The 19,792-nt window shown below is 71.4% G+C and carries 13 protein-coding genes; 3 read left to right on the plus strand and 10 right to left on the minus strand.

Annotated features, from left to right (window positions below; translation table 11 throughout):
- Nucleotide 1: 1 nt before the first annotated feature.
- Nucleotides 2-1,849: an asparagine synthase (glutamine-hydrolyzing) gene (gene asnB / locus ACFV8T_RS29585; protein WP_385333417.1), complete on the minus strand. Its 1,848-nt coding sequence runs from the start codon at nucleotides 1,847-1,849 to the stop codon at nucleotides 2-4.
- Nucleotides 1,850-2,215: 366 nt separating this feature from the next.
- Between asnB and ACFV8T_RS29590 the strand changes: the two genes are divergently transcribed.
- Both ACFV8T_RS29590 and ACFV8T_RS29595 read left to right on the plus strand, forming a co-directional pair.
- On the plus strand, nucleotides 2,216-3,877 hold the full coding sequence (locus ACFV8T_RS29590) for a glycosyltransferase family 39 protein (protein ID WP_385333420.1): 1,662 nt from the start codon (nucleotides 2,216-2,218) through the stop codon (nucleotides 3,875-3,877).
- 93 nt (nucleotides 3,878-3,970) lie between these two features.
- On the plus strand, nucleotides 3,971-4,708 hold the full coding sequence (locus ACFV8T_RS29595) for a carbon-nitrogen hydrolase family protein (RefSeq protein ID WP_385333423.1): 738 nt from the start codon (nucleotides 3,971-3,973) through the stop codon (nucleotides 4,706-4,708).
- On the opposite strand, the gene ACFV8T_RS29600 is transcribed toward ACFV8T_RS29595, so the two are convergent.
- The 4 genes from ACFV8T_RS29600 to ACFV8T_RS29615 are packed head-to-tail and all read right to left on the minus strand — an operon-like array spanning nucleotide 4,705 to nucleotide 10,950.
- Nucleotides 4,705-5,268 (minus strand): GNAT family N-acetyltransferase, encoded by a 564-nt coding sequence (locus ACFV8T_RS29600; protein ID WP_385333425.1) that lies wholly within the window; start codon nucleotides 5,266-5,268, stop codon nucleotides 4,705-4,707. The two genes, ACFV8T_RS29595 and ACFV8T_RS29600, sit on opposite strands and share 4 nt — an antisense overlap.
- Nucleotides 5,268-6,383, minus strand: coding sequence for an oligogalacturonate lyase family protein (locus ACFV8T_RS29605; RefSeq protein WP_385333428.1), 1,116 nt, complete (start codon nucleotides 6,381-6,383; stop codon nucleotides 5,268-5,270). The genes ACFV8T_RS29600 and ACFV8T_RS29605 overlap by 1 nt, the downstream gene beginning before the upstream one ends.
- On the minus strand, nucleotides 6,380-9,565 hold the full coding sequence (locus tag ACFV8T_RS29610) for a hypothetical protein (RefSeq protein ID WP_385333430.1): 3,186 nt from the start codon (nucleotides 9,563-9,565) through the stop codon (nucleotides 6,380-6,382). The genes ACFV8T_RS29605 and ACFV8T_RS29610 overlap by 4 nt, the downstream gene beginning before the upstream one ends.
- Before the next feature lie 56 nt (nucleotides 9,566-9,621).
- Nucleotides 9,622-10,950: an ABC transporter substrate-binding protein gene (locus tag ACFV8T_RS29615; protein WP_385333432.1), complete on the minus strand. Its 1,329-nt coding sequence runs from the start codon at nucleotides 10,948-10,950 to the stop codon at nucleotides 9,622-9,624.
- A 318-nt stretch (nucleotides 10,951-11,268) separates the two neighbouring features.
- Between ACFV8T_RS29615 and ACFV8T_RS29620 the strand changes: the two genes are divergently transcribed.
- Nucleotides 11,269-12,441: a LacI family DNA-binding transcriptional regulator gene (locus tag ACFV8T_RS29620; RefSeq protein ID WP_385333435.1), complete on the plus strand. Its 1,173-nt coding sequence runs from the start codon at nucleotides 11,269-11,271 to the stop codon at nucleotides 12,439-12,441.
- A 16-nt stretch (nucleotides 12,442-12,457) separates the two neighbouring features.
- On the opposite strand, the gene ACFV8T_RS29625 is transcribed toward ACFV8T_RS29620, so the two are convergent.
- The 5 genes from ACFV8T_RS29625 to ACFV8T_RS29645 form a co-directional block, all read right to left on the minus strand.
- Nucleotides 12,458-14,287, minus strand: coding sequence for a CocE/NonD family hydrolase (locus tag ACFV8T_RS29625; RefSeq protein ID WP_385333437.1), 1,830 nt, complete (start codon nucleotides 14,285-14,287; stop codon nucleotides 12,458-12,460).
- A gap of 127 nt (nucleotides 14,288-14,414) precedes the next feature.
- Nucleotides 14,415-15,359, minus strand: a complete 945-nt coding sequence (locus ACFV8T_RS29630) for an LD-carboxypeptidase (RefSeq protein ID WP_385333440.1) — start codon at nucleotides 15,357-15,359, stop codon at nucleotides 14,415-14,417.
- Nucleotides 15,356-17,338 (minus strand): prolyl oligopeptidase family serine peptidase, encoded by a 1,983-nt coding sequence (locus ACFV8T_RS29635; RefSeq protein ID WP_385333442.1) that lies wholly within the window; start codon nucleotides 17,336-17,338, stop codon nucleotides 15,356-15,358. The genes ACFV8T_RS29630 and ACFV8T_RS29635 overlap by 4 nt, the downstream gene beginning before the upstream one ends.
- A gap of 18 nt (nucleotides 17,339-17,356) precedes the next feature.
- Nucleotides 17,357-18,700, minus strand: a complete 1,344-nt coding sequence (locus tag ACFV8T_RS29640; protein ID WP_385333444.1) for a M20/M25/M40 family metallo-hydrolase — start codon at nucleotides 18,698-18,700, stop codon at nucleotides 17,357-17,359.
- On the minus strand, nucleotides 18,693-19,526 hold the full coding sequence (locus tag ACFV8T_RS29645) for a M55 family metallopeptidase (protein WP_385333447.1): 834 nt from the start codon (nucleotides 19,524-19,526) through the stop codon (nucleotides 18,693-18,695). Before ACFV8T_RS29645 ends, ACFV8T_RS29640 begins: the two co-directional genes overlap by 8 nt.
- Nucleotides 19,527-19,792: the final 266 nt, after the last annotated feature.

Below are 19,792 nucleotides of genomic sequence, written 5' to 3' on the forward strand. Positions count from 1 at the left end.
TTCAGCCGAGGATCAGTTCGGGCTCGTACAGATCCAGCCACATGGCGAGGTCCAGGGTGCGTTCCAGGCCGCGGCGGGACGCCGAGGTGACCTGGGGCGCGTGGTGGTCGGCCGCCCTGCGGAGCCGGTCGCGGTCGACCAGGTCGAACACGCGGTGGTCCGGGCGGGCGAGCAGTTCGCGGGCGTACCCCTGCAGGGCGATGGCGTACTTGGGGTCCTGGGTCGACGGATAGGGGCTCTTGGTCCTGTCGTACACCGACCGGGGCAGCACATCCGCGGTGGCCTCGCGCAGCAGGCTCTTCTCGCGGCCGTCGAAGGACTTGATGGACCAGGGAGCGTTGTAGACGTACTCGACGAGCCGGTGGTCGCAGAAGGGCACCCGGACCTCCAGGCCGACCGCCATGCTGGCGCGGTCCTTCCGGTCGAGCAGGACGCGCACGAACCGGGTCAGGTGGAGGTGGCAGATCCTGCGCATGCGGTACTCGAAGTCGCTCTCGCCGGCGAGGCGTTCGATGCCGGCGACGGCGGTCTCGTAGCTGTCGCGGACGTACGCCCCCAGGTCGAGGGCCCGGCCGAGGTCGTCGCGGAGCACGCCCGAGTCCTCGCCGAAGTGCTCGGCGAACCGCACCAGCCAGGGGAAGGTGTCGGCGCTGCGGGCCTCCTCGTCGAAGAACTGGAGGTAGCCGCCGAAGACCTCGTCGGCGGACTCGCCGGACAGCGCGACGGTCGAGTGTTCGCGGATGGCCCGGAAGAGCAGATAGAGCGAGGCGTCCATGTCGCCGAGGCCCATGGGGATGTCCCGGGCCCGGATCATCCGGGCCCGTACCTCCGGGTCGGCGAGGGTGTCGGGGTCGAGCACGATGTCCCGGTGGAGGGTGCCGGACTGCTGGGCCACGTCGTGCACGAACGGGGTGTCGGGGGTGGTGCGGAGCTCGTCGGCGACGAAGTTCTCGGTGCGTCCCACGAAGTCGACGGCGAAGGTGCGGACCTTCTCGCCGCTCTCGGCGAGCTGCCGGGCGGCGAGTGCGGTGACCGCCGACGAGTCGAGTCCGCCGGAGAGCAGGATGCAGCGGGGTACGTCGGAGACCAGCTGACGGCGCACGATGTCGTCGAGCAGCGACCGTACGGTGGCGATCGAGGTGTCCCGGTCGTCGGGGTGCGGGCGGGTCTCCAGCCGCCAGTAGACGTGCCGGCGCAGGCCGCCGCGGTCCACGGTGACGACCGTGCCGGGCTCCACCTCGTACATGCCGTCCCATACGGCGTGGCCGGGGGTCTTGACGACGGTGAAGAGCTCCCGCAGCCCGTCGAGGGTCACCCGGGGCCTGGCCAGCGGATTGGCGAGGATGGCCTTGGGCTCCGAGCCGAAGAGCACACCGTCGGGCGTGGGCCAGTAGTAGAAGGGCTTGACGCCCATCCGGTCGCGGATCATGACGAGCCGGTCGTGGCGGCCGTCCCAGATCGCGAAGGCGTACATGCCATTGAGCCGCTCGGCGAGGGCCTCGCCCCACTCCAGATAGCCGCGCAGCACCACCTCGGTGTCCGAGTCGGTGGTGAACCGGTGCCCGCGGGCGGTCAGTTCACCGCGGAGTTCGATGAAGTTGTACGCCTCGCCGGAGTAGACGAGGGCGACCGCCCCCTCGGGTGTGTCGACGGTCATGGGCTGACGGCCGCCGGGCAGGTCGATGATCGCGAGCCGCCGGTGTCCGAGCGAGGCGTGACCGGCGGTCCAGGTGCCCCGGTCGTCGGGTCCCCGGCAGGACATGGTCTCCGTCATCGCGTCCAGTTTCGCGACCTCCTCGGCCGCCCGCAGATCGCGGTCGAAGGAGACCCAGCCGGCGATGCCACACATATGCGTCCTCCCGATCCGGTCCCGCCCGGCAGAACCAGTTGTATTTAGCAGCTATATGACGAGCGTCTGCCTGCGATTGCGTACGGTCAACACGACCGTTACCTGGACGGGGGCACGCCCCTCATATTTTCGGCCGCGGTTTTCCGCTTCCTGTACGGAGCGCCGTGCTCCGGAACCCTTGTGGGAACGGCTCGTAGGCTCGGCAAGGGGCCCGAATCGGCCATCGGTAAAGACTTGCTCAACCCGGGGTCGGCCAGTGGGGTGGAAGGGTCCGGGCCGGGGGTTCGTGGTGGGAGCGACGAGCGCGACCGGCTGCCGCCCCCAGTCGTTCAATCAACGAGCGGTCGATCACCGTCGATCGACTGAGTGAGAGACCCCCACCGGACGGAGCACGTCATCTCTCTCGTCGAGCACTCCTCCTCCACCCCCTCCGATGCGCTGACGGAACACCGCCCGCCGCCGTCCCGGAGCCCCCTGCGCCGGTGGGCGCCGTGGGCCCCCGGCCTGATGGCGCTGCTCGTCGGGCTCTGGGGAATCCGTCGCCAGGGCACCCTGTGGGGCGACGAGGCGGTCACCTATGCGATGGCACACCGCGATGTGCCGCAGATCCGGCACACCCTGAGCCATATCGATGCGGTGCACGGCCTGTACTACCTGCTGATGCGCGGGGTGTTCATCCTCTGGGACGGCGGCCTGGTGGCGCTGCGGCTGCCGTCGGTGCTGGCGGTGGCCGCGGCGGCGGTCGGCATCGTCAGGATCGGGCAACGGCTCGGCGCGACGCGGGCCGGTCTGCTGGCGGGCGCGGTGTTCCCACTGCTGCCACCGGTGCAGCGGTACGCGCAGGAGGGACGGTCCTACGCCCTGGTCTGCGCCCTGGTCACCTGGGCGAGTTGGCTCCTCGTCAGCAATCTCTCCCGGCCCCGGCGGAGGGGCTGGGTGGCCTACGGCGCGGTGATACTGACGGCCTGTCTGCTCCACGAGCTGGCCGTACTGATAGTTCTGGCCCATGGCGTGACCGTCTTCCGGACGCGACGGGAGCGTCCGGAGAGGCGGACGTGGAGCGTCGCGGCGGGCGGGGTGCTCGCCGGGCTCCTGCCCTTGGCCGCCTTCAGCACCACGCAGTCCGAGCAGGTGGACTGGATCGGCCCGCCGGACGCCGGAGCGGTGCTGGGCTTCGTCGTGACGGCCCTGCTGGGTATCGCCTTCGCCCGCGTGCCCCGGCCTTCGCACGGTGCGCGGCTCGCGACCAGTGCTCGGTTTTCGCATGGTGCGCCGGTCGCGACCGGCGCTCGGCTTTCGCGCGGTCCGGTTCCGTTGTCCGAGCTGGCGCTCCCGCTGCTGATCCTGCCCCCCGCGCTGCTGATGCTGACGAGCCCGCTGCACCCGTTGTACGTGGACCGGTACGTCCTGGCCTCGGCGATCGGCTTCGCACTCCTGACCGGCTCCATGCTGGACCGGCTCGGGCGGTCGGCCCGGTCCGCCGGCACCGTGCGGCGTGTGACATGGGCGGTGGCACTGGCCGCGGTGCTCCTCGCGCTCGTACCCGTGAGCATCGCGCTGCGGAAGCCGGAGAGCCGCGAGAACGACGCCGTCGCCATCGCCCGGACGGTCCGAAAGGTCGCCGAGCCGGGCGACGGGCTGCTGTTCACGCCGATCCGCAGGCGGGTGTGGACACTGGCCCGGCCGGACGACTTCCGGGCCCTGACCGACCTCGCCCTGGAGCGGACGCCGGTCGAGTCGGGCACGCTGTCCGGCCGGGAACTGCCGCCCGACAGGATCCGGGAGCGCATGCTGGCCGACGAACGCATCGTGGTCGTACGCGACCTGGCGGGCCGGCCGCTGGAGACGGACGCGCGCGAGGTGGTGAAGCGGGCCACCCTCGACGAGTTCTTCGAGGAGTGCACCGACCGGACGGTCACCCAGGCACGCATCACCGTGTTCGCGAGGCCCGGCCACTGCCGAACCGCCCCACCTCGCCCCGCCCCGGGTCACGGCCCGGGACCGCACCGGCCGGGGACCGCTCGATAGGCTGGCCACGACCCTGTTCGCATCGGTGGCCTGCGGTCCCTCCGGGGCAGCCCGCCCCAGAACGCCCGGCCGACCGGCTGATCCGGAGTACCCGTGCCCGTCCCCGTACCGCTCACCGTCGCCGTCGCCCAGCCCGCCTGCGTTCCTCTCGACGTCGCCGCCAACTCCGCGGCCCACGCGGCGGCGGTCCGGCGTTCGGGGGCTCGGCTGGTCGTCTTCCCGGAGCTCTCGCTCACCGGCTACGACCTCGCCGCCGAGGCCGTGTCCCCCGACGACCCCCGGCTGCGCCCGCTCGTCACGGCCTGCGGCGAGGCGGGGGCGACGGCCCTGGCCGGGGCACCGGTGCGCGCCGCGGACGGGCGCGAGTACCTCGCCACCCTGGCCGTGACGGGACAGGGCGCGCGGTGCGTGTACGGCAAGATGTGGCTGCACGGCGCGGAGTCCGACCGGTTCACCCCCGGCGAGAAGCCGCAGGTCCTGGTGGTCGACGGGCATCGGCTGGGGCTTGCGGTGTGCTACGACGCCGCGGTTCCCGAACACGCCGCCGGCACCGCCGCGCTCGGCATCGACGCCTATGTGGCGAGCACCCTCTACGGCCCCGGGCCCGAGCAGGCCGCCCGCCGCGACGGGCACATGAGCCGCACGGCGCTCGCCCATGGGGTGTGGGCGGTGCTGGCCACCTCGGCGGGCCCGAGCGGAACATACGAACGGACATCGGGCGGCTCCGGCATCTGGGCGCCGGACGGAACCGCGGTCGTGCAGGCCGGGCCCGAAGCCGGCGCCCTGGTGTCAGCTGCGGTGGGCGGGGCCCGGCCCGCGTCAAAGGCTTAGGACTTCTCGCCGGTCATCTCGGCGGTGATGGCCCACCGCTCGTGGTCGCGCCAGGCTCCGTCGATGAAGAGGAAGTCCGGCGAGAAGCCTTCGAGACGGAATCCGGCCCGTCGGACGAGGGCGAGCGAACCCTCGTTGCCGGGCTGGATGTTGGCTTCGAGCCGGTGCAGACCGAGCGGCCCGAAGGCGTACCGCAGGACCAGGTCCAGCCCTTCGCCCATCAGGCCGCGTCCTGCCGCGTGGGCGAAGGCCCCGTATCCGAGCGCACCGCAGCGGAACGCGCCGGTGACGATGTTGTTGATGTTGATGAACCCCGCGATCCCGCCGGCGGGCCCGCTCCCGCCGCCGCGCTCGCAGACGAGGAAGCCCGCCCTCGCGGGGTCGTCGATCAGCCGGCCCGCGTAGGCGGCGTACGCGCGGGCGTCGTCGGGCGGGAAGAGCCAGGGTCTGTGCAGGTCCCGGCTCTCCCGCGCCCGACTGGTGAACTCCTCGGCATCGGCCAGTGCGAAGGGGCGGATGGCCGTGCGCCGCCCCTCGGCCAGATAGTCGCTCTCGGACATCACGCCAGCCTAGGGCCTCGATCACCGGCAGGCGCGTGCCTCGGGACGGGTCCTCGGGGCACGGCCCGGGGCACGGGGACCCGGGCCACCGCGACCTCGCCGGTCGACGGATCGCCGTGGTTGTGGAGGACCGCGGTGCCGTCGGGCGTGAACACCGGGTGCGGGTGCCGGGGGTGCCGGTCGGCCGCCGTCCGGGCCAGGGGTGTACGGGCGCCCGTGGCCATGTCGACGAGCACGATGTCGGAGACCTGCCCCGCGTCCTGCCAGCCCCGGCCCGGCGCGTCGTGGGGACCGGTCGTGTCGACGACGGCCCACCGTCCGTCGCGGCTGATGTCGCAGTGCCAGTCCCGCTCCCCCTCGCTGACGAGGCGGGCCGCCCGGCCGTCCGGGTGGACCGTGTACAGGCCGCGCGGCCCCGCCTCGCTCTCGCCGTACGCGCACACCACGGCGCCCAGGTCGTGGAACATCCAGCGTTCGTGACCCACGGCGAGCGTTGCGCCGTCGACCGCCTGCTCGAAGACGCACCGGCCCTCCGGCGCCCGCGTGGGGTGCCGGGCCCAGATCCGGTCCGGGATCTCCCGGGCGGGCCCCTCGTGGGCGAAGGTCAGCCATGACTCGTCGTGCGGGCTGTGGGCCGGGTGGTTGGCGAACCAGTCCTTGCCGAACAGCTCGTCGGCCCTTCCGGTGGACACGGAGATCTCCAGGCAGGTCACCGGCGCCTCCCGGTCCTCGGGCTGTTCCATCACCACCACCCGGTCCCCCGATGCCGTGAGGGAGCACAGGTTCTGCAGGGTGTGCCCGGGAGCGGCCGTGTACAGCCGCTCGGGGGCACCGGAGTCCAGGTCGAGGACGTGGACCGCACCGTTCCAGACCCAGGCCACCCGCTCGGCGGCCAGGGCCACATCCGGCCAGAGCAGCTGCTCCGGCCCCGTGGTGCTGGGTTCCGGTTCGTACAGGGGGCGTGCGGCACGCTCCTCGTCGCGCCAGCGGACGCTGGTGAGCCCGAGGGCGCCGGTGGCCGGTGAGTACCGGGTCAGCACCAGTCGTTCGCCCTCGGCGTGGAATCCGTTGGTGTGGGGGTAGGGCAGGTGCGCACCGGCGAGCAGAAGAGTCATCGCACGAGCCTCACGGACCGGAACAGGGCGGGGTTCTTGGGCGAGGCGCCCACTCCGGCACCCCATTGGAGGTAGCCGTCACGCGCGTCGGTGGCGGTGCCCGCGTCGGCGTCGTTGACGAGGAACGACAGTCCGAACGTCCCGGTGGGCGGCCGGTCGAATCCGAGCGAGGTCCAGGGGACGGCGAGCCGGTAGGTGGTGGTCCGGGCCTTCTCGTCGCGCACGACGGAGACGTCCGCGCCCGGCGTGGGCCCGGCCTGCTGCCCCGGCGGGGCGGCCCAGGTGTAGGCGACGGGGCCGCTCGGCAGCAGCGCCGCGCCGACCTCCACCCGGTTGCCGTCGGGCGTGCCGGGGAAGCCCGAGTAGAGGTCGTACTGGATGGAGTCGACCTGCCAGGCCGCCGAAGGATCCGTCCGGTCCGCGTTGTGCACGTCGTCCTTGATGACCGCGTCCAGGATCAGGTCCTGGTCCGTGTGGGTGTAGCGGATGGTCCCGGAGAGATCGTCGGGTCCGGTCCTGGTACCGCCCCGCAGACTCGCCCAGTTCCCGAGGGAGTTCAGGTCCGTCGGTTCGAGGGTGGTGTCACCCGCGGGTTCGACGGGGCTGAGGCTGAGCGAGCCGGAGTCCGCGGCATCGCCGGTCGTGACGGAGTAGGCGTAGGGCACGAACTGGGCTGCTGTGGTGGGGAGTTCGAAGGTCTTCTCGGACGACTTCCCGGCCGGGACCGGGCCCGGATCCGCGATCGTGCCCATCCACGGCCCGACTCGCCAGCCCACCGGCGAAGGTGCCAGCTCCCGTTCCGGGTCGTTGTTGGTGATCCTCACGGTGAGGCCGCCACCGGTCCTCCTGATGTCGGGCCGCCCGGTCACGGTGTACGGCTCGACCACCTTCGTCGTGGTGCGCAGCAGGGCCCGACGGCCGAAGGAGGCGCTGACATCGCGTACGCCGGTGGTCGCGGTGGCGGGCACCTGCAGCGTGAGCGAGGTCTTCGCACCCGGCTTGGTCCTCAGCGTGCCGTGCACGCCGTCGACCGTGACCGGCAGCCGGCGGGGCAGTGCGCCCGCCTTGGTGCGGTCCGCGGTGACGGTGACCTTCAGGCCGGCGCCGGTGACGGACCGCTCGGCCGTGCTCAGCGAGAGCGGCGAGTTCGTGACCGCCACGCCGGTGACCGGCCCTTCGAGGAAGACGGGGCTGCCGTCGAGGCCGAGCGTGACGCGCCCGGCCGTCGGGGCGAGTGTGCTCCGCTTGCCGAACTGATCGGTCAGCGTCAGGGGCTTGTCGGTGCGGACCGAGACCGTGCGGGGCGAAGTGGCCCACAGGGAACGGGTGGTAGTGCCGTACGGGTAGACGTGGACGGCCGGGTCGCCCGCGCTCTCCCGGGCGCCGAGCTGCTTGCCCACGGTCTGGCGGATGAGGACGGCGTCGGTGACGGCGGCGGGCTTGGGGGCCAGTCCTTGGACGCCGCCCCCGGCGCGGCGGAACAGGCCGAAGCGGTGTTCGCGTTCACCGGGGTTGTCGCCGTCGTCGAGGATGTCGTACCAGAAGTACTTGTCGGCACCGGCCGCGCGGGCCAGCGTCTGGGCGCGGATCAGGTAGTCGGCCTGCTGGGTCTCGCTCCAACCGCCGGTGTTCGTGGGCCAGCCGTTCTCGGTGACCCAGATCGGCATCTTCTTGCGCGCCTCGACCTTCTTCACCAGCTGCGTGAACTCGCCGAGTGCCTTGATCTCCTCCGGTGGCGTGCCGGGCGCGTCGCCGGTGCTGCTGTAGTAGTTGACGCTGAAGGTGTCGAGGTAGTCCAGGCCGCCGCGGGCGATGAAGTCGTCGTGCCAGGCGAGCTGGGTGCCGGCCGAGGTGGGGCCCACCACATTGGCGTCCGGCATGGCCTGCTTCACCGCCTTGGCCATGTCGATATAGCACTTGGCGGTGATGCCGCAGGCCCCGTCGTTGAATCCGGTCCCGTTGAACTCGTTGTAGACGGAGAAGTCCTTGGTGTACGGGGCGTAGGCGGCGGCCGCTGCCGCGCCGAACCTGGCGAAGGCCGCCAGTCCCTCGGGGGAGCTCGGTGTCTTGCCGCCGTCGTAGAGCGGGTTGCGGTATCCGAGGATCGGCATGGTCCTGATGCCGCGCTTCGCCGCGTTCTTCAGCCCCGCGTCGAGGGGGTAGGCGCCGAAGTCGTAGACGCCCTTCTGCTTCTCCACCGCCCAGTTGACGTCGGATCTGACCTCGCTCCAGCCCACGGTGGCGGCGGAATCGAGCAGTGTGTCCTCCCACCCCGGCTGCCAGCCGTAGTGCATGGCCACGGCGTAGTAGGGATCCTTGGCGGGCGCCGGGGTGACGACGCCGAACGAGGTGGTCCGCGTCACCGGGGCGCCGGAGTCGGCGGTGGCGGTGAGCGTGTAGTAGCCGGGGCCGAGATCCTTGATGTCGAGGGCGGCCTTGCCCGACGCGACCTGCGCCGTGCCGGACTTCAGGGGCACGCCGTTCGCGTCGCCGATGGTCCAGCCGACCCGGTCGGCCGCGGAGGCGAAGGTGATCGGGCCCTGGTCCGCGCCCTGGGCGAAGAGCAGACGACGCGAGGTGATGTCGAGCAACGGGGCGTCGGTGAACTCGACGGATATCCGGCTGAAGCAGACCGGGGACATGTTCTCGGCCGTCGCCTGCACATCGAGCCGGAAGTCGGCCCCGTTGGCGCGGTTGGCGAACCGGATGTCGCCGAGTTCGAACTGGTGGCTCTGCCAGGTTCCGGTGCCCTTCATCGACAGACCGGAGGTGCCGGTGAAGGCGTTCGACTGCGAGTCGTACTGGAGGTTCATGCCGACCGCGGCCGCGTCGAAGTAGTCGACCGTGACCACGGCCCGCTTCGCCCCGGCCGGGACGGCACCGGCCGCCACGTCGACGTACAGGTACCGGTTGTACGGATCACCCGTCATCGTCCAGCAGCTTCGCCCCGCTTGTTCGCGGACCGCGTGGGCGGGGTCCTTGTCACGGTCGCCGGGCCAGGCCCGTTCGATGCCTTCGTACGCGGGCTGCGCGCCGAGTACGGCCGTGGCACGGGCGGCCTGCGCCTGCGCAGGCGCGGCGGCGGGTGCCTGCAACAGGGTTGCCGCCAGGGCCGCGGCGGCAAGCGTCGTGAGCGTGCGACGCAGCCGGGTGAGCCTTCTTCTCGGTGGTGCTCCGGACATCGCGAGGTCCCTTCTCGTGGAACTGTCGGGCTGCTGGGCCGTTCATGGCGTCGGCGTCACCGCTGCGACCGGTCGAGGACCGGGCCGATCCTCCGGTCCGCCTTCTCCAGCTCGGCGGCCGGGTCGGCGCTCTCCCGGGTCAGGACCGCTTGCACGGCGCTGTCCAGTGCCGCGTACAACTCCTGGGCGGCGACGGGTGGTTCGACGACGTATTCGGTCGCGCCGAGACCGTTCAGGTAGGGGGCGAAGTTCTTCAGCGGCACGTTGGAGTGCTTGCGTTCGGCCGCGGCGGCCGGGCCGGAGACCTTCGCGTCGTAGAAGGGCAGGCCGGGGACTCCGGCGGGGTTCTTGTCGGCGGCGATCTGCTCGGTGCGCTGTGCGGCCAGCGCGGGATCGTACTTGGTCCTCAGATAGAAGAAGTTGATCCACTTGGCCGCGGCACTGCGCTGCGCCTCGTCCGCCTTCGGCGAGACGACGGCGACACCGCCGCCGAGGAGGGTGGCGTTCTCGCCCCCCGAAGGGAGCGGGGCCTGTCCGTAGGCGTCGGGGCTGCCGTGGAACTTGGAGACATAGGCGCCGTACGTGCTGGGCGAACCCAGCAGCATGGCGACCTTCCCACTGGCGAAGTCGCGGGTCAGGTCGTCGGTGCCACGCAGGTGCTGCCTGCCCATCGACCCGTCGGTCCACCGCATGGACTTCAGCAGTCCGAGGGCCTTGCCGGTCGGGCCCTCGCGGAAGGCCGTGATCTGCTTGCCGTCCGCCTTCTTCTCCATCCGGCCGCCGTAGGAGTACGTCATGGTGGTCAGCATCCAGCCGCCGGTGTTGTCGGTGGTGTGCATGCCGAAGCCGGCGACACCGGTCCGGTCCGTGATCGTCCTGGCCGCGGTGCGCAACTCGTCCCAGGTGGTGGGCGGCTTGTCGGGGTCGAGGCCCGCCCTGGTGAACAACTCCCGGTTGTAGACCAGGCCGACGGAGTACACCTCGGTGGGGATGCCGTATATCTTCCCGTCGGAGCCGGTGGCCGGGGCGAGCAGCCGCCTGTCGAACTCCGCTCCGTGCGGCAGCTCCTTGATCTCCTTGCTGAGATCGGCGATCCGATGCCGCTCGATCATCTCCGGCGGGTAGGTCAGCGGCACCCGGAAGACGGTCTCCAGCTGGCCGGAGGCAAGACGCGCGGGAAAGGTCTTGGCGTCCCACAGTGCGTCGGTCGGCTTGATCCTGATGTCCGGGTTGGCCTTCTCGAAGGACTTGACCTGAGCGAGGAAGTCCTTCCGGCCGGCCGGCAGAGTGGTCGGCGGCATGCCCGCGACGGTGATCTCCGTCCTGCCGTCCGCGCTCTTCCCGCTCTCGCCGCCGCTCCCGCAGGCGGCGAGGGAGACAACCATGAGCGCAGCCGCTCCGAGGGCGGCGAATCGCGGCCGTCGGCTCCTCGTCCGCCTGCTGAGTGATCTGTGCGCGGGTTCGGTCATCACGACTCCCATGGATGCGGATCGGGCTGAGCAGAAGCTAGCAATGGCGCGTTAACGCGTAAAGATGTTGCGGCGAACTCGCTTGAAGCGCTGCCGAAGTTCGTGCAGTTAACACACCAGGAATGCCGTTGCCCGTCCCCGCCCACCACTTGGAGCCCAGGCCCGTGGGACATCTTCTGCTCAGCGGCGACCCGGAGTTACCCTTAGCGCGTTAACGTGTCAGGGAATGAGTCGGTGAACGATGGGGGCAGCATGATCGAGGCCGAGCGCGACGGCACCGGCCAGGAACCGCTCTACCGGATGGTGAAGCGGGATCTTGTCGCGGACATCGACCGGGGTGCCTATGAGCCCGATCAGCCCTTCATCAGTCAGCGCGAGGTCTGCGAGAGGTTCGGCGTCAGCTCCACGACCGCGGTGCGGGCCCTCAACGAACTCGTCACCGAGGGGTACTTGGTCCGGCAGCGGGGGCGCGGGACGTTCGTGGCGGAGCGGAACTCACCCCCGGCCACTGCCGGAGCCGGTGCGCGTGGACGCTCGGTCGCCTGTGTGATGCACGGGCACGGCCCGCACCAGTCGGGCGTCCTCGACGGCATCGAGTCGGTGTGCGGCGAGGAGGGACTGCGGATGTTCCTGTCGAACTCCAAGGGCTCGAAGCAGGCGGAGGAGCAGTCCCTGCGTCTGGCCCTGCAGACGGGCGCCGGCGGGGTGGTGCTCTACCCCATCGACAGCAACTCGGACTCACCGGCGCTGGCCGAGCTCGCCCGGTGCGGCGTCCCTGTCGTCATGATCGACCGCTACCACCCCGAATCCCCCAGCGATGCCGTCGTCTTCGACAACTACGCGGTGGGATTCGGGCTCACCGAGCACCTCATCGAGCGTGGCCATCGCCGGATCGCCACGCTCTGGGACGAGACCGACGTCACCAGCGTGACGGAGCGGCTGACCGGGCACGTCCAGGCGCTGCGCACGCACGGCATCCCGGTCTCACCGGAGCTCACCGCCCTGACGACCTATCACAGACTCCCCGACGAGCGGCGGCTCAAGGTGCTCTCGGCCTTCCTGGACCGCCCGGAGCCGCCCACCGTCCTGCTCTGCGCCAATGGCCACACCCTGGCACATGCCGCCCGGGACCTTTCCGTCCTCGGCCTTGAGGTACCCGGTCAGATCGAACTCGCCGGGATGGACGACGCCGGCCCCTTCGACCTGCTGCCGCTGACGGTCGCCGCCGCCCGCCTCCCCTCCCGGGAGATGGGCCGCCGGGCGATGGAGCTGCTCGCGCAGCGCATCCGGAACCCGGACGGTCCGCACGAGGTACGGCACGTCCTGCTGCCCGTCGAGATCCGGACGCGCGACTCCGCGCAGGCGTATCTGCGGGTGGTCGGGGCCGGGCAGGCCCGGCCTGCCTGACCCCGACCGGGCCACGTCACTTCAGCCGGCCGCCGACCACCGGAAGCTCCAGCACTCCGGTGTCCTCCGGGGCGCTGACCACCGTGACCGGCTTGATTCCCCGGTTGCCCGAGTACGCGCTGTCGCTCGCCGCGATCACGAATTCGAGCCGGTGTCCGGCTTCGTACCGGTGGACGATGCCCGGGAGCCGCACGGTGAACGAGCGGGTGACGTCCGGCACCCGCACCGGAGCGACCAGTCGGTTCACCAGCGTCCTGCTCCCGTCCGGGGCCACGTCGTAGACCTTGGCGAACAGGACGAGCCTGTCGGCGGCGTCGCCGCTGTTCTGGACCCGCTCCGTCTTCGGCGAGACCACCTTCAGGGTGGCCTTCGGTGCGCCGACGACATCGACCGGAGACGTCAGCGGGGCGCTGGTCCAGCCGAGGTAGGTGCCCCTGGTGTCATAGGGCTTGGGGTCGGGCAGTCCGATCAGGCCGGCGAGCGAGTTCTCCGAATGGCTGGTGGGAACGAGCCAGTTGGCGTACTGGCGGCTGCCCCGGACGACCTTGGACCGGTTGTCGACGAGCTTGCCGTCGCCGGACAGGTACACCTTCTGCGAGAGGGCCGGCACGGAGTCCGCGGTGCCGTAACCGCTCTTCCAGTCGCGGTAGTAGGCGAAGTCGGGCCCGGTGTCGGTGTTCTTCCGGTGCTGGAGGTAGCGGTCGAACCAGGCGAGGACCCGCTGTCCGACGTAGCTGGTCTCCAGGTTGCCCTTGCCCAGGTCGAGTTCGCCGGGCACCTGCCCGCCGCTGTGCCCCCAGGCCTGCCAGATCATCTTGGCCGTGGTGCCCTGTGCCTTGAGGGTGTCGTACGTGGCGGTGGCCTCGTTCAGGTTGAACAGGCTGTCGGCCTGGCCCTGGACGAGCAGTGTGGGTGCCTTGACCTTGCCGAGGTAGTCGACCGGCGAGACGCTGCGCGCGTAGTCGAGCATCGCGGTGGTCCGGTCCGCCGGGTAGCGGCCGGAGTTGAGCAGCCGGATGGTGTCGCAGGCCCGTGACGCGAAGTGGAGGCAGGTGAGGTTGTTGAACCGGGACGGGTCGAGGCCGGCGTTCAGGACCGTCTGCCCCTCCCCCATCAGATAGAAGCCGTTGGTCCACTGCCACTTGAAGACCCCGGCGGTGTCGGACGAAACACCCTTGCGCGTACCGGCGTTGTTGGGGGCGAGCGCGTACGCCAGGTCGTTCCAGGTGATCAGCGGTACGAGGGCGTCGACGCGCCGGTCGACGGCCGCGGTGGCCATCTGGATGGCACCGCCGTACGAGCCGCCGATCATGCCGACCCTGGGGTCGCCCCTGCCGTCCCGGGTGACGTAGTCGGCCTCGGTGCCGTCGTCGGCGGCGCGGGTCCCGGCGAGGAAGTCGATGAGCCCGGCGGCCGCCCTGCCGTCGATGGCCGGGTCGTCGAGGGTGATGAGACAGCCCGACCTGCCGAAGCCGAGGCCGGAGTAGACGAGGCCGACATAGCCGCGGGAGGCGAAGGCCTTGCCGATGGCGTCGGTCGAGCCGTCCGACTTGCTGCCGCCGAAACCGTTGGTGGCGAGTACGGCGGGCGCCGGGTGCTGTGCGTCGACCCCGGCGGGGCGGTACAGATCGGCATCGACGGTGCAGGAGCGACCGCCCGCCTGAAGGGTGAACTTCAGCGGGGTGACGGTGTATTGGCCGGCCTCGGCAGCGGTCGCCCGCGCCGCACCGGTGAGGACCAGCGGTGCGGCGAGCGCGGCTCCGGCCACATAGGCGACCGACTTCCGGGAGAACGTCCGGTAGCCGGACCGGGGGCGGGGAACAGCACGCGACACGAAGACCTCCACACCGAGGGCGCCTTACCGACCGGTAAGCAATGGACCGCGCTCATGCTGTGACACGTGTCATAGTGATGTCAACGCCCGGGTCGGCGTTTCCTGAACAGCACTCAACTTCTTTGCGGTACTGCGCCGTTCAGCGCAGCGCCGGCACCTCGACGGTGAGCGTGGCAGGACCGCCGTCGGCCGGGGCGTCCAGCACGGCGGGCACGCCGAGCGGAATCGTGAGCGCCGTCGGTCCGTGCCCGAAGCCCAGCTCCTCGACGACGGGTACGCCCAGCGTGCCGAACCGGTCGGCGAGTACCGCCCGCACCTTCTCGTACGGACCGCAGCCCGCCCAGGAGCCGCAGACCACCCCGGACACCCCGTCGAGCGCCCCGGCCCGCAGCAGCTGGGTGAGGATGCGGTCGATGCTGTACGGGTCCTCGGTGGTGTCCTCGATCACCAGCAGCCCGCCCCGGGCCGACGTCCGGGCGTGCGGGGTGCCGAGGTCGGCGGCGAGCAGACTCACACAGCCGCCGTAGGTGATACCGCGGGCCCTGCCGGGGACCAGTGCCCGCGCGGTCGGCAGGCCGAGGGTCCGTACCGAATCGGGCTCGAACAGGGTGGCCCGCAGGGACTCCTGGGTGTCCGGGTCCTTGAGGAAGGTCTCGGTGCCGGCCATCGGGCCGTGCAGGGTGGCGAGCCCCATGCGCCGGGCGAACGCCTCGTGGAGCACGGTGATGTCGCTGTATCCGACGAACACCTTCGGCCCGGCCGCGCGCATCGCCGCCCAGTCGACCAGGTCGACCATCCGGTGCACGCCGTATCCGCCGCGGGCGCAGATCACCGCGTCCACGGCCGGATCGCACCAGGCCTCCTGGAGATCCCCGGCCCGCGCCTCGTCGGTGCCGGCGAGGTAGTCCAGTTCGGGGTGGACCTGGCGCGCGTGCGGTGCCTCGACCGGCTCCAGGCCCCAGCCGCGCAGTACGTCCAGGCCCGCCTCCAGCCGGTCGGCGGGCACCGGCCCGCTCGGTGACACGACGGCGATCCTGGCTCCCGGGCGCAGCCGGGCCGGGCGGGTCAGCGGTGCGAGGGTCACTTCTTCAGCTCCAGTCGCGGTACGTCGGCCCGGTCGATCCCGAAGGTCTGTGCGTACAGGGAGAGTTCGGCCTCCAGTGCGCGGATCATGGTGTCGGCGCGCCGGAAGCCGTGGCCCTCGCCCTCGAAGGTGAGATACGCGTGCGGGATGCCGCGTCCGTCGAGCGCGGCCAGGAACCGCTCGCACTGGACGGGCGGGCAGATCGGGTCGTCCAGCCCCTGGAGGAGGAGGAAGGGCGTGGTCAGCCGGTCGGTGCGGCCGACCGGCGAGCGTTCGCGGTAGCGGTCCGGGACTTCGGCGAGCGGGCCGACCAGGGACTCCAGGTACTGCGACTCGAAGTCATGGGTCTCGTCGGTTCCCCAGCCGGTCAGGTCGAGGATGGGGTAGATGATCGTCCCGCAGGCGTAGACATCGGTACCGGTCAGCGAGGCCGCAGTGGTCCAGCCGCCGGCGCTGCCGCCCCGGACGGCGAGCCGCCGCCGGTCGGCCGTGCCCTCGTCGGCCAGTGCCGTGGCGACGGCCGCGCAGTCCTCGACGTCGACGACGCCCCACTGCTCGCGCAGCCGGTTGCGGTAGGTCCTGCCGTAGCCGGTGGAGCCGCCGTAGTTCACCTCGGCGACGCCGATGCCCCGCGAGGTGAAGTAGGCGATTTCCAGGTCGAGTACGAGTGCGGCATGGCCGGTGGGGCCGCCGTGCGCCCAGACCACGTAGGGCGGCCGTTCGTCCTCGGGGCCGGACCGGTCGGGGCTGCGCGGCGGGTAGATGTGGGCGTGGATCTCGCGTCCGTCGGGCCCGGTGAAGGTGCGTTGCTCGGGCCGCGGGTAGTACGCGGGGTCTACGGCGTCCTGGTGCGGTGCCCCGATGACGCGGGTGCGGCCGGTCGCGGTGTCCAGTTCCACCACTTCGAACGCGCTGTACGGGCTCGCGGCGACGCCGATGACCCGGCTGCCGTGCACGGCGAGCGTCTCGGCCCACTCGGTCCAGGGCCCGGCGACGTCGACCAGTTCGCCGGTCTGCGGGTCGAGGATGCCGAGCGTGGTGGTGCCCTTGCCGTGGATGGTGGCGATCAGGCCGTTGTCCAGTGGCCGGAACCAGCTGAGGCCGATCTTCCAGAGCGGTCCGGCGAACTCCTGCTCACGGGGGCAGAGCGCGACCTCGCCCCCGTGCGGGTCGGCGCGGTACAGGTTCCACCAGCCGCTGCGGTCACTGGCGAGGACGAGCTGCCCGTCGGCGCCCCACTCGATCTGCGGCACCGACTCCTCGGGTCCGCCGCCGAAGGCCCGGGGGTAGTGGAAGGTGCCGTCCTCGGCGACGTCCGCGAGCATCACCTCGGTGCCGTCCCACGGCATCCGGGGGTGGTCCCAGGCGATCCAGGCCGCCTGTCGCCCATCGGGCGAGAGCTTCGGCCCGGTGACGAACCGGTGGCTGTCGTCGGTGAGTTCGCGTACGGCGGAGCGGTCGTCGGTGGCCGAGCCGTCCAGCGGTACGGCGGCGATCACCCGGCGCAGCTCGGTGGGGCCCGCGCCGGTGAACTCCTCCAGGACGCACCACACTTCGCCCCGGTCGGGGTGGAACTGCGGGTCGGCCCAGCGCAGCCCACCGCCGACGGCCGAGACCGGGGTGAGCGGCCAGGGCTCGTCGGTGCCGTCGGGGGCGTAGGCGTACAGCCGCTGGTCGGCGAAGTGGACGAAGACGATCAGCGGGCCGCCCCCGGCACGCGCGGTCCCGGCCCAGGGCCGTCCGCCGTACTCGATGACCCGGCTCCGTACGTTCCACGGAGCGGGCAGCACGCACTGGGCGTCCCCGTCCGCCCGGCGGCGGACCAGGGCGCGGCGGCCCGCCTCGGCGGGGCGCGGCTCCGTCCACCACACCTCGTCGCCGACGGTGCCGACGTACTCCGGGCGTCCGTCGTGGGAGGCGGCGAGCGCGGCGTCGATCGGCGACGGCCAGGTTCCGTGGGCCCCGGTGGGCAGCTTCATCGATTCCCCCTGTAGCGGTCAGGCAGTACGCAGATAGTGATCGAGGACGCGGACGCCGAAGTGCAGGGCCTCGACGGGGACGCGTTCGTCGACGCCGTGGAACAGCGCCTGGTAGTCGAAGCCGACGGGCAGCTTCAGCGGCGAGAAGCCGTAGCCGGTGATGCCGAGCCGGGAGAACTGCTTGGCGTCCGTGCCGCCCGACATGCAGTACGGCACGACGTGGCCGGCCGGATCGAAGCGCTCGATTGCGGCACGCAGCTTCGCGAACGTCGGTGAGTCGACCGGGGCCTGGAGCGGGACCTCGCGGTGGTGGAACTCCCAGTCGACGTCGGGGCCGGTCAGCCGGTCCAGGGTGGCGTGGAACTCGTCCTCGCCGCCGGGCACCATCCGGCCGTCGACGAAGGCGGTGGCGTGGCCCGGGATCACGTTGACCTTGTACCCGGCCTCCAGCATGGTCGGGTTGGAGCTGTTGCGGACGGTCGGTGCGACCAGGTCGGCGGCGGGGCCGAGCTTGCCGAGCAGTTCGTCCACGTCGAAGCCGGGGGCGTCGAGGTCGGGGTGGATGCCTTGCAGCGCGGCGATCTCGGTGAGCGCGGCGCGGACCGTCGGGGTGAGCCGGACGGGCCATTCGTGCTCGCCTATCCGGGAGACGGCGGCGGCGAGCGCGCTGACCGCGTTGGCCTTGTTGACCTTGGAGCCGTGCCCGGCCTTGCCGTGCGCGGTGAGCTTCAGCCAGGCGGTGCCTCGCTCGCCCGCGGCGATCGGGTAGAGCGGCATGTCCGGTCCGCCGTGGAAGGTGAAGGCGCCGGATTCGCTGATGCCCTCCGTACAGCCTTCGAAGAGCTCGGCGTGCCGGTCGGCGAGGAAGCCGGAGCCGTCGTCGGCGCTGGCCTCCTCGTCGGCGGTGTACGCGATCACGATGTCGCGGCGGGGACGGACCCCGGCCCGTGCCCAGGCGCGTACGACGGCCAGGACCATCGCGTCCATGTTCTTCATGTCGATGGCGCCGCGCCCCCAGACGACACCGTCGCGGACCTCTCCGGAGAACGGGTGCACGGACCAGTCGGCCGCCTCGGCCGGGACCACGTCGAGGTGGCCGTGGACGAGCAGGGCGTCGGCGGACGGGTCGGTGCCGGGAATCCGCGCGACCACATTGGTGCGTCCGGGGGTGCGCTCCAGCAGGGTGGGTTCCAGTCCGGCGGCGGCCAGCCGCTCGGCGACGTACTCGGCGGCCGGGCGTTCACGGCAGTCGCCGTCGCCGCGGTTGGTGGTGTCGATCCGGATCAGTTCGGAAGTGAACGTCACCGATTCGTCGAGCGCCTGCTGGTCGACGCTCTCCTGGGGGCGGGTCGCCTCAGCCATACTGTTCCTCCACGGCGGACGACACGATCGTCGTCACCGCCTTGAACGTGCGGATACCTTCGTACATCGTCGCGCTGGTGTAGGCGACGCGCCGTTCGCCGCTGGGTGCCACCCCGGGGACGACGGTGGCCGCCTGGGCCAGGTGCTCGGCGTCGAACTCCAGCTCCACGGTGAAGGGGCCGCCCTCCACCGGGGTGTGCCGCACGGCGAGCGCGGCGGCGTCCTTCGCCGCGGCGCGGATGTCCGCCGCGGTACGGGCCGGGGTGCGGCAGACCGCCGCGTACCGCGACACATAGTCCTTGACGGCGACCTTGCGGGCCCGGGGGGCGTAGCCCTCGGCATCCACGCAGGTCAGGTCGTCGCCGGTGACGAGGACGACGGGCACCCCGTACTCGGCCACGACATGCGCGTTGAGCAGTCCCTCGCTGGCGCGGGCGCCGTTGAGCCACACCCCGGTGATGGAGTTCGCCAGGTAGGTGTGGGCGAGGACCCCCTCCGCGCCGGCGCCCGTGTGGTAGCCGACGAAGGCGATGGCGTCGACGTCGCCGTGCTGGATGCCCTCGACCATGGAGAGGGACTTGTGCCGGCCGGTGAGCATCTGGACCCGGTCGTCGAGCCGCTCCAGCAGGAGGTTGCGCATGGACCAGTGGGCCTCGTTGACGAGGACCTCGTCCGCGCCGCCGTCGTAGAAGCCGAGCGCCGCCGCGTTCACGTCGGAGGTGAACATGGCACGGCACCGCTCCCACTGGGGGGTGCCCGGCAGCACATCGGCCGGCCAGGTCACACCGGTGGCGCCTTCCATGTCCGCGCTGATCAGGATCTTCATGCGGGCTCACGCTACGCGCCGAAGAACCGCCAGGCCAGAGCCGTCTGAACGTTCAATGGTCCAGTCCTCCGAAGGGAGCGCCGGGTACCCACCCGAACAGGTGCATCACGGATATCCGCGTCACGGTCCGCAAGAGCCGATGCCCGGGGCGGTTTGACAGCCCCTCCCACCCCAGACCATGATTCCATTAATTGAGTAGTGGAATTGAGGCGAAGCGCATGGCAGACGCATTCACTCCGGCAGGTGCCTCCGGCGCCTGGGCGCTG

Origin of the sequence: Streptomyces sp. NPDC059832, from assembly GCF_042731715.1 — a bacterium.
In the GTDB taxonomy this organism is placed as follows: domain Bacteria; phylum Actinomycetota; class Actinomycetes; order Streptomycetales; family Streptomycetaceae; genus Streptomyces.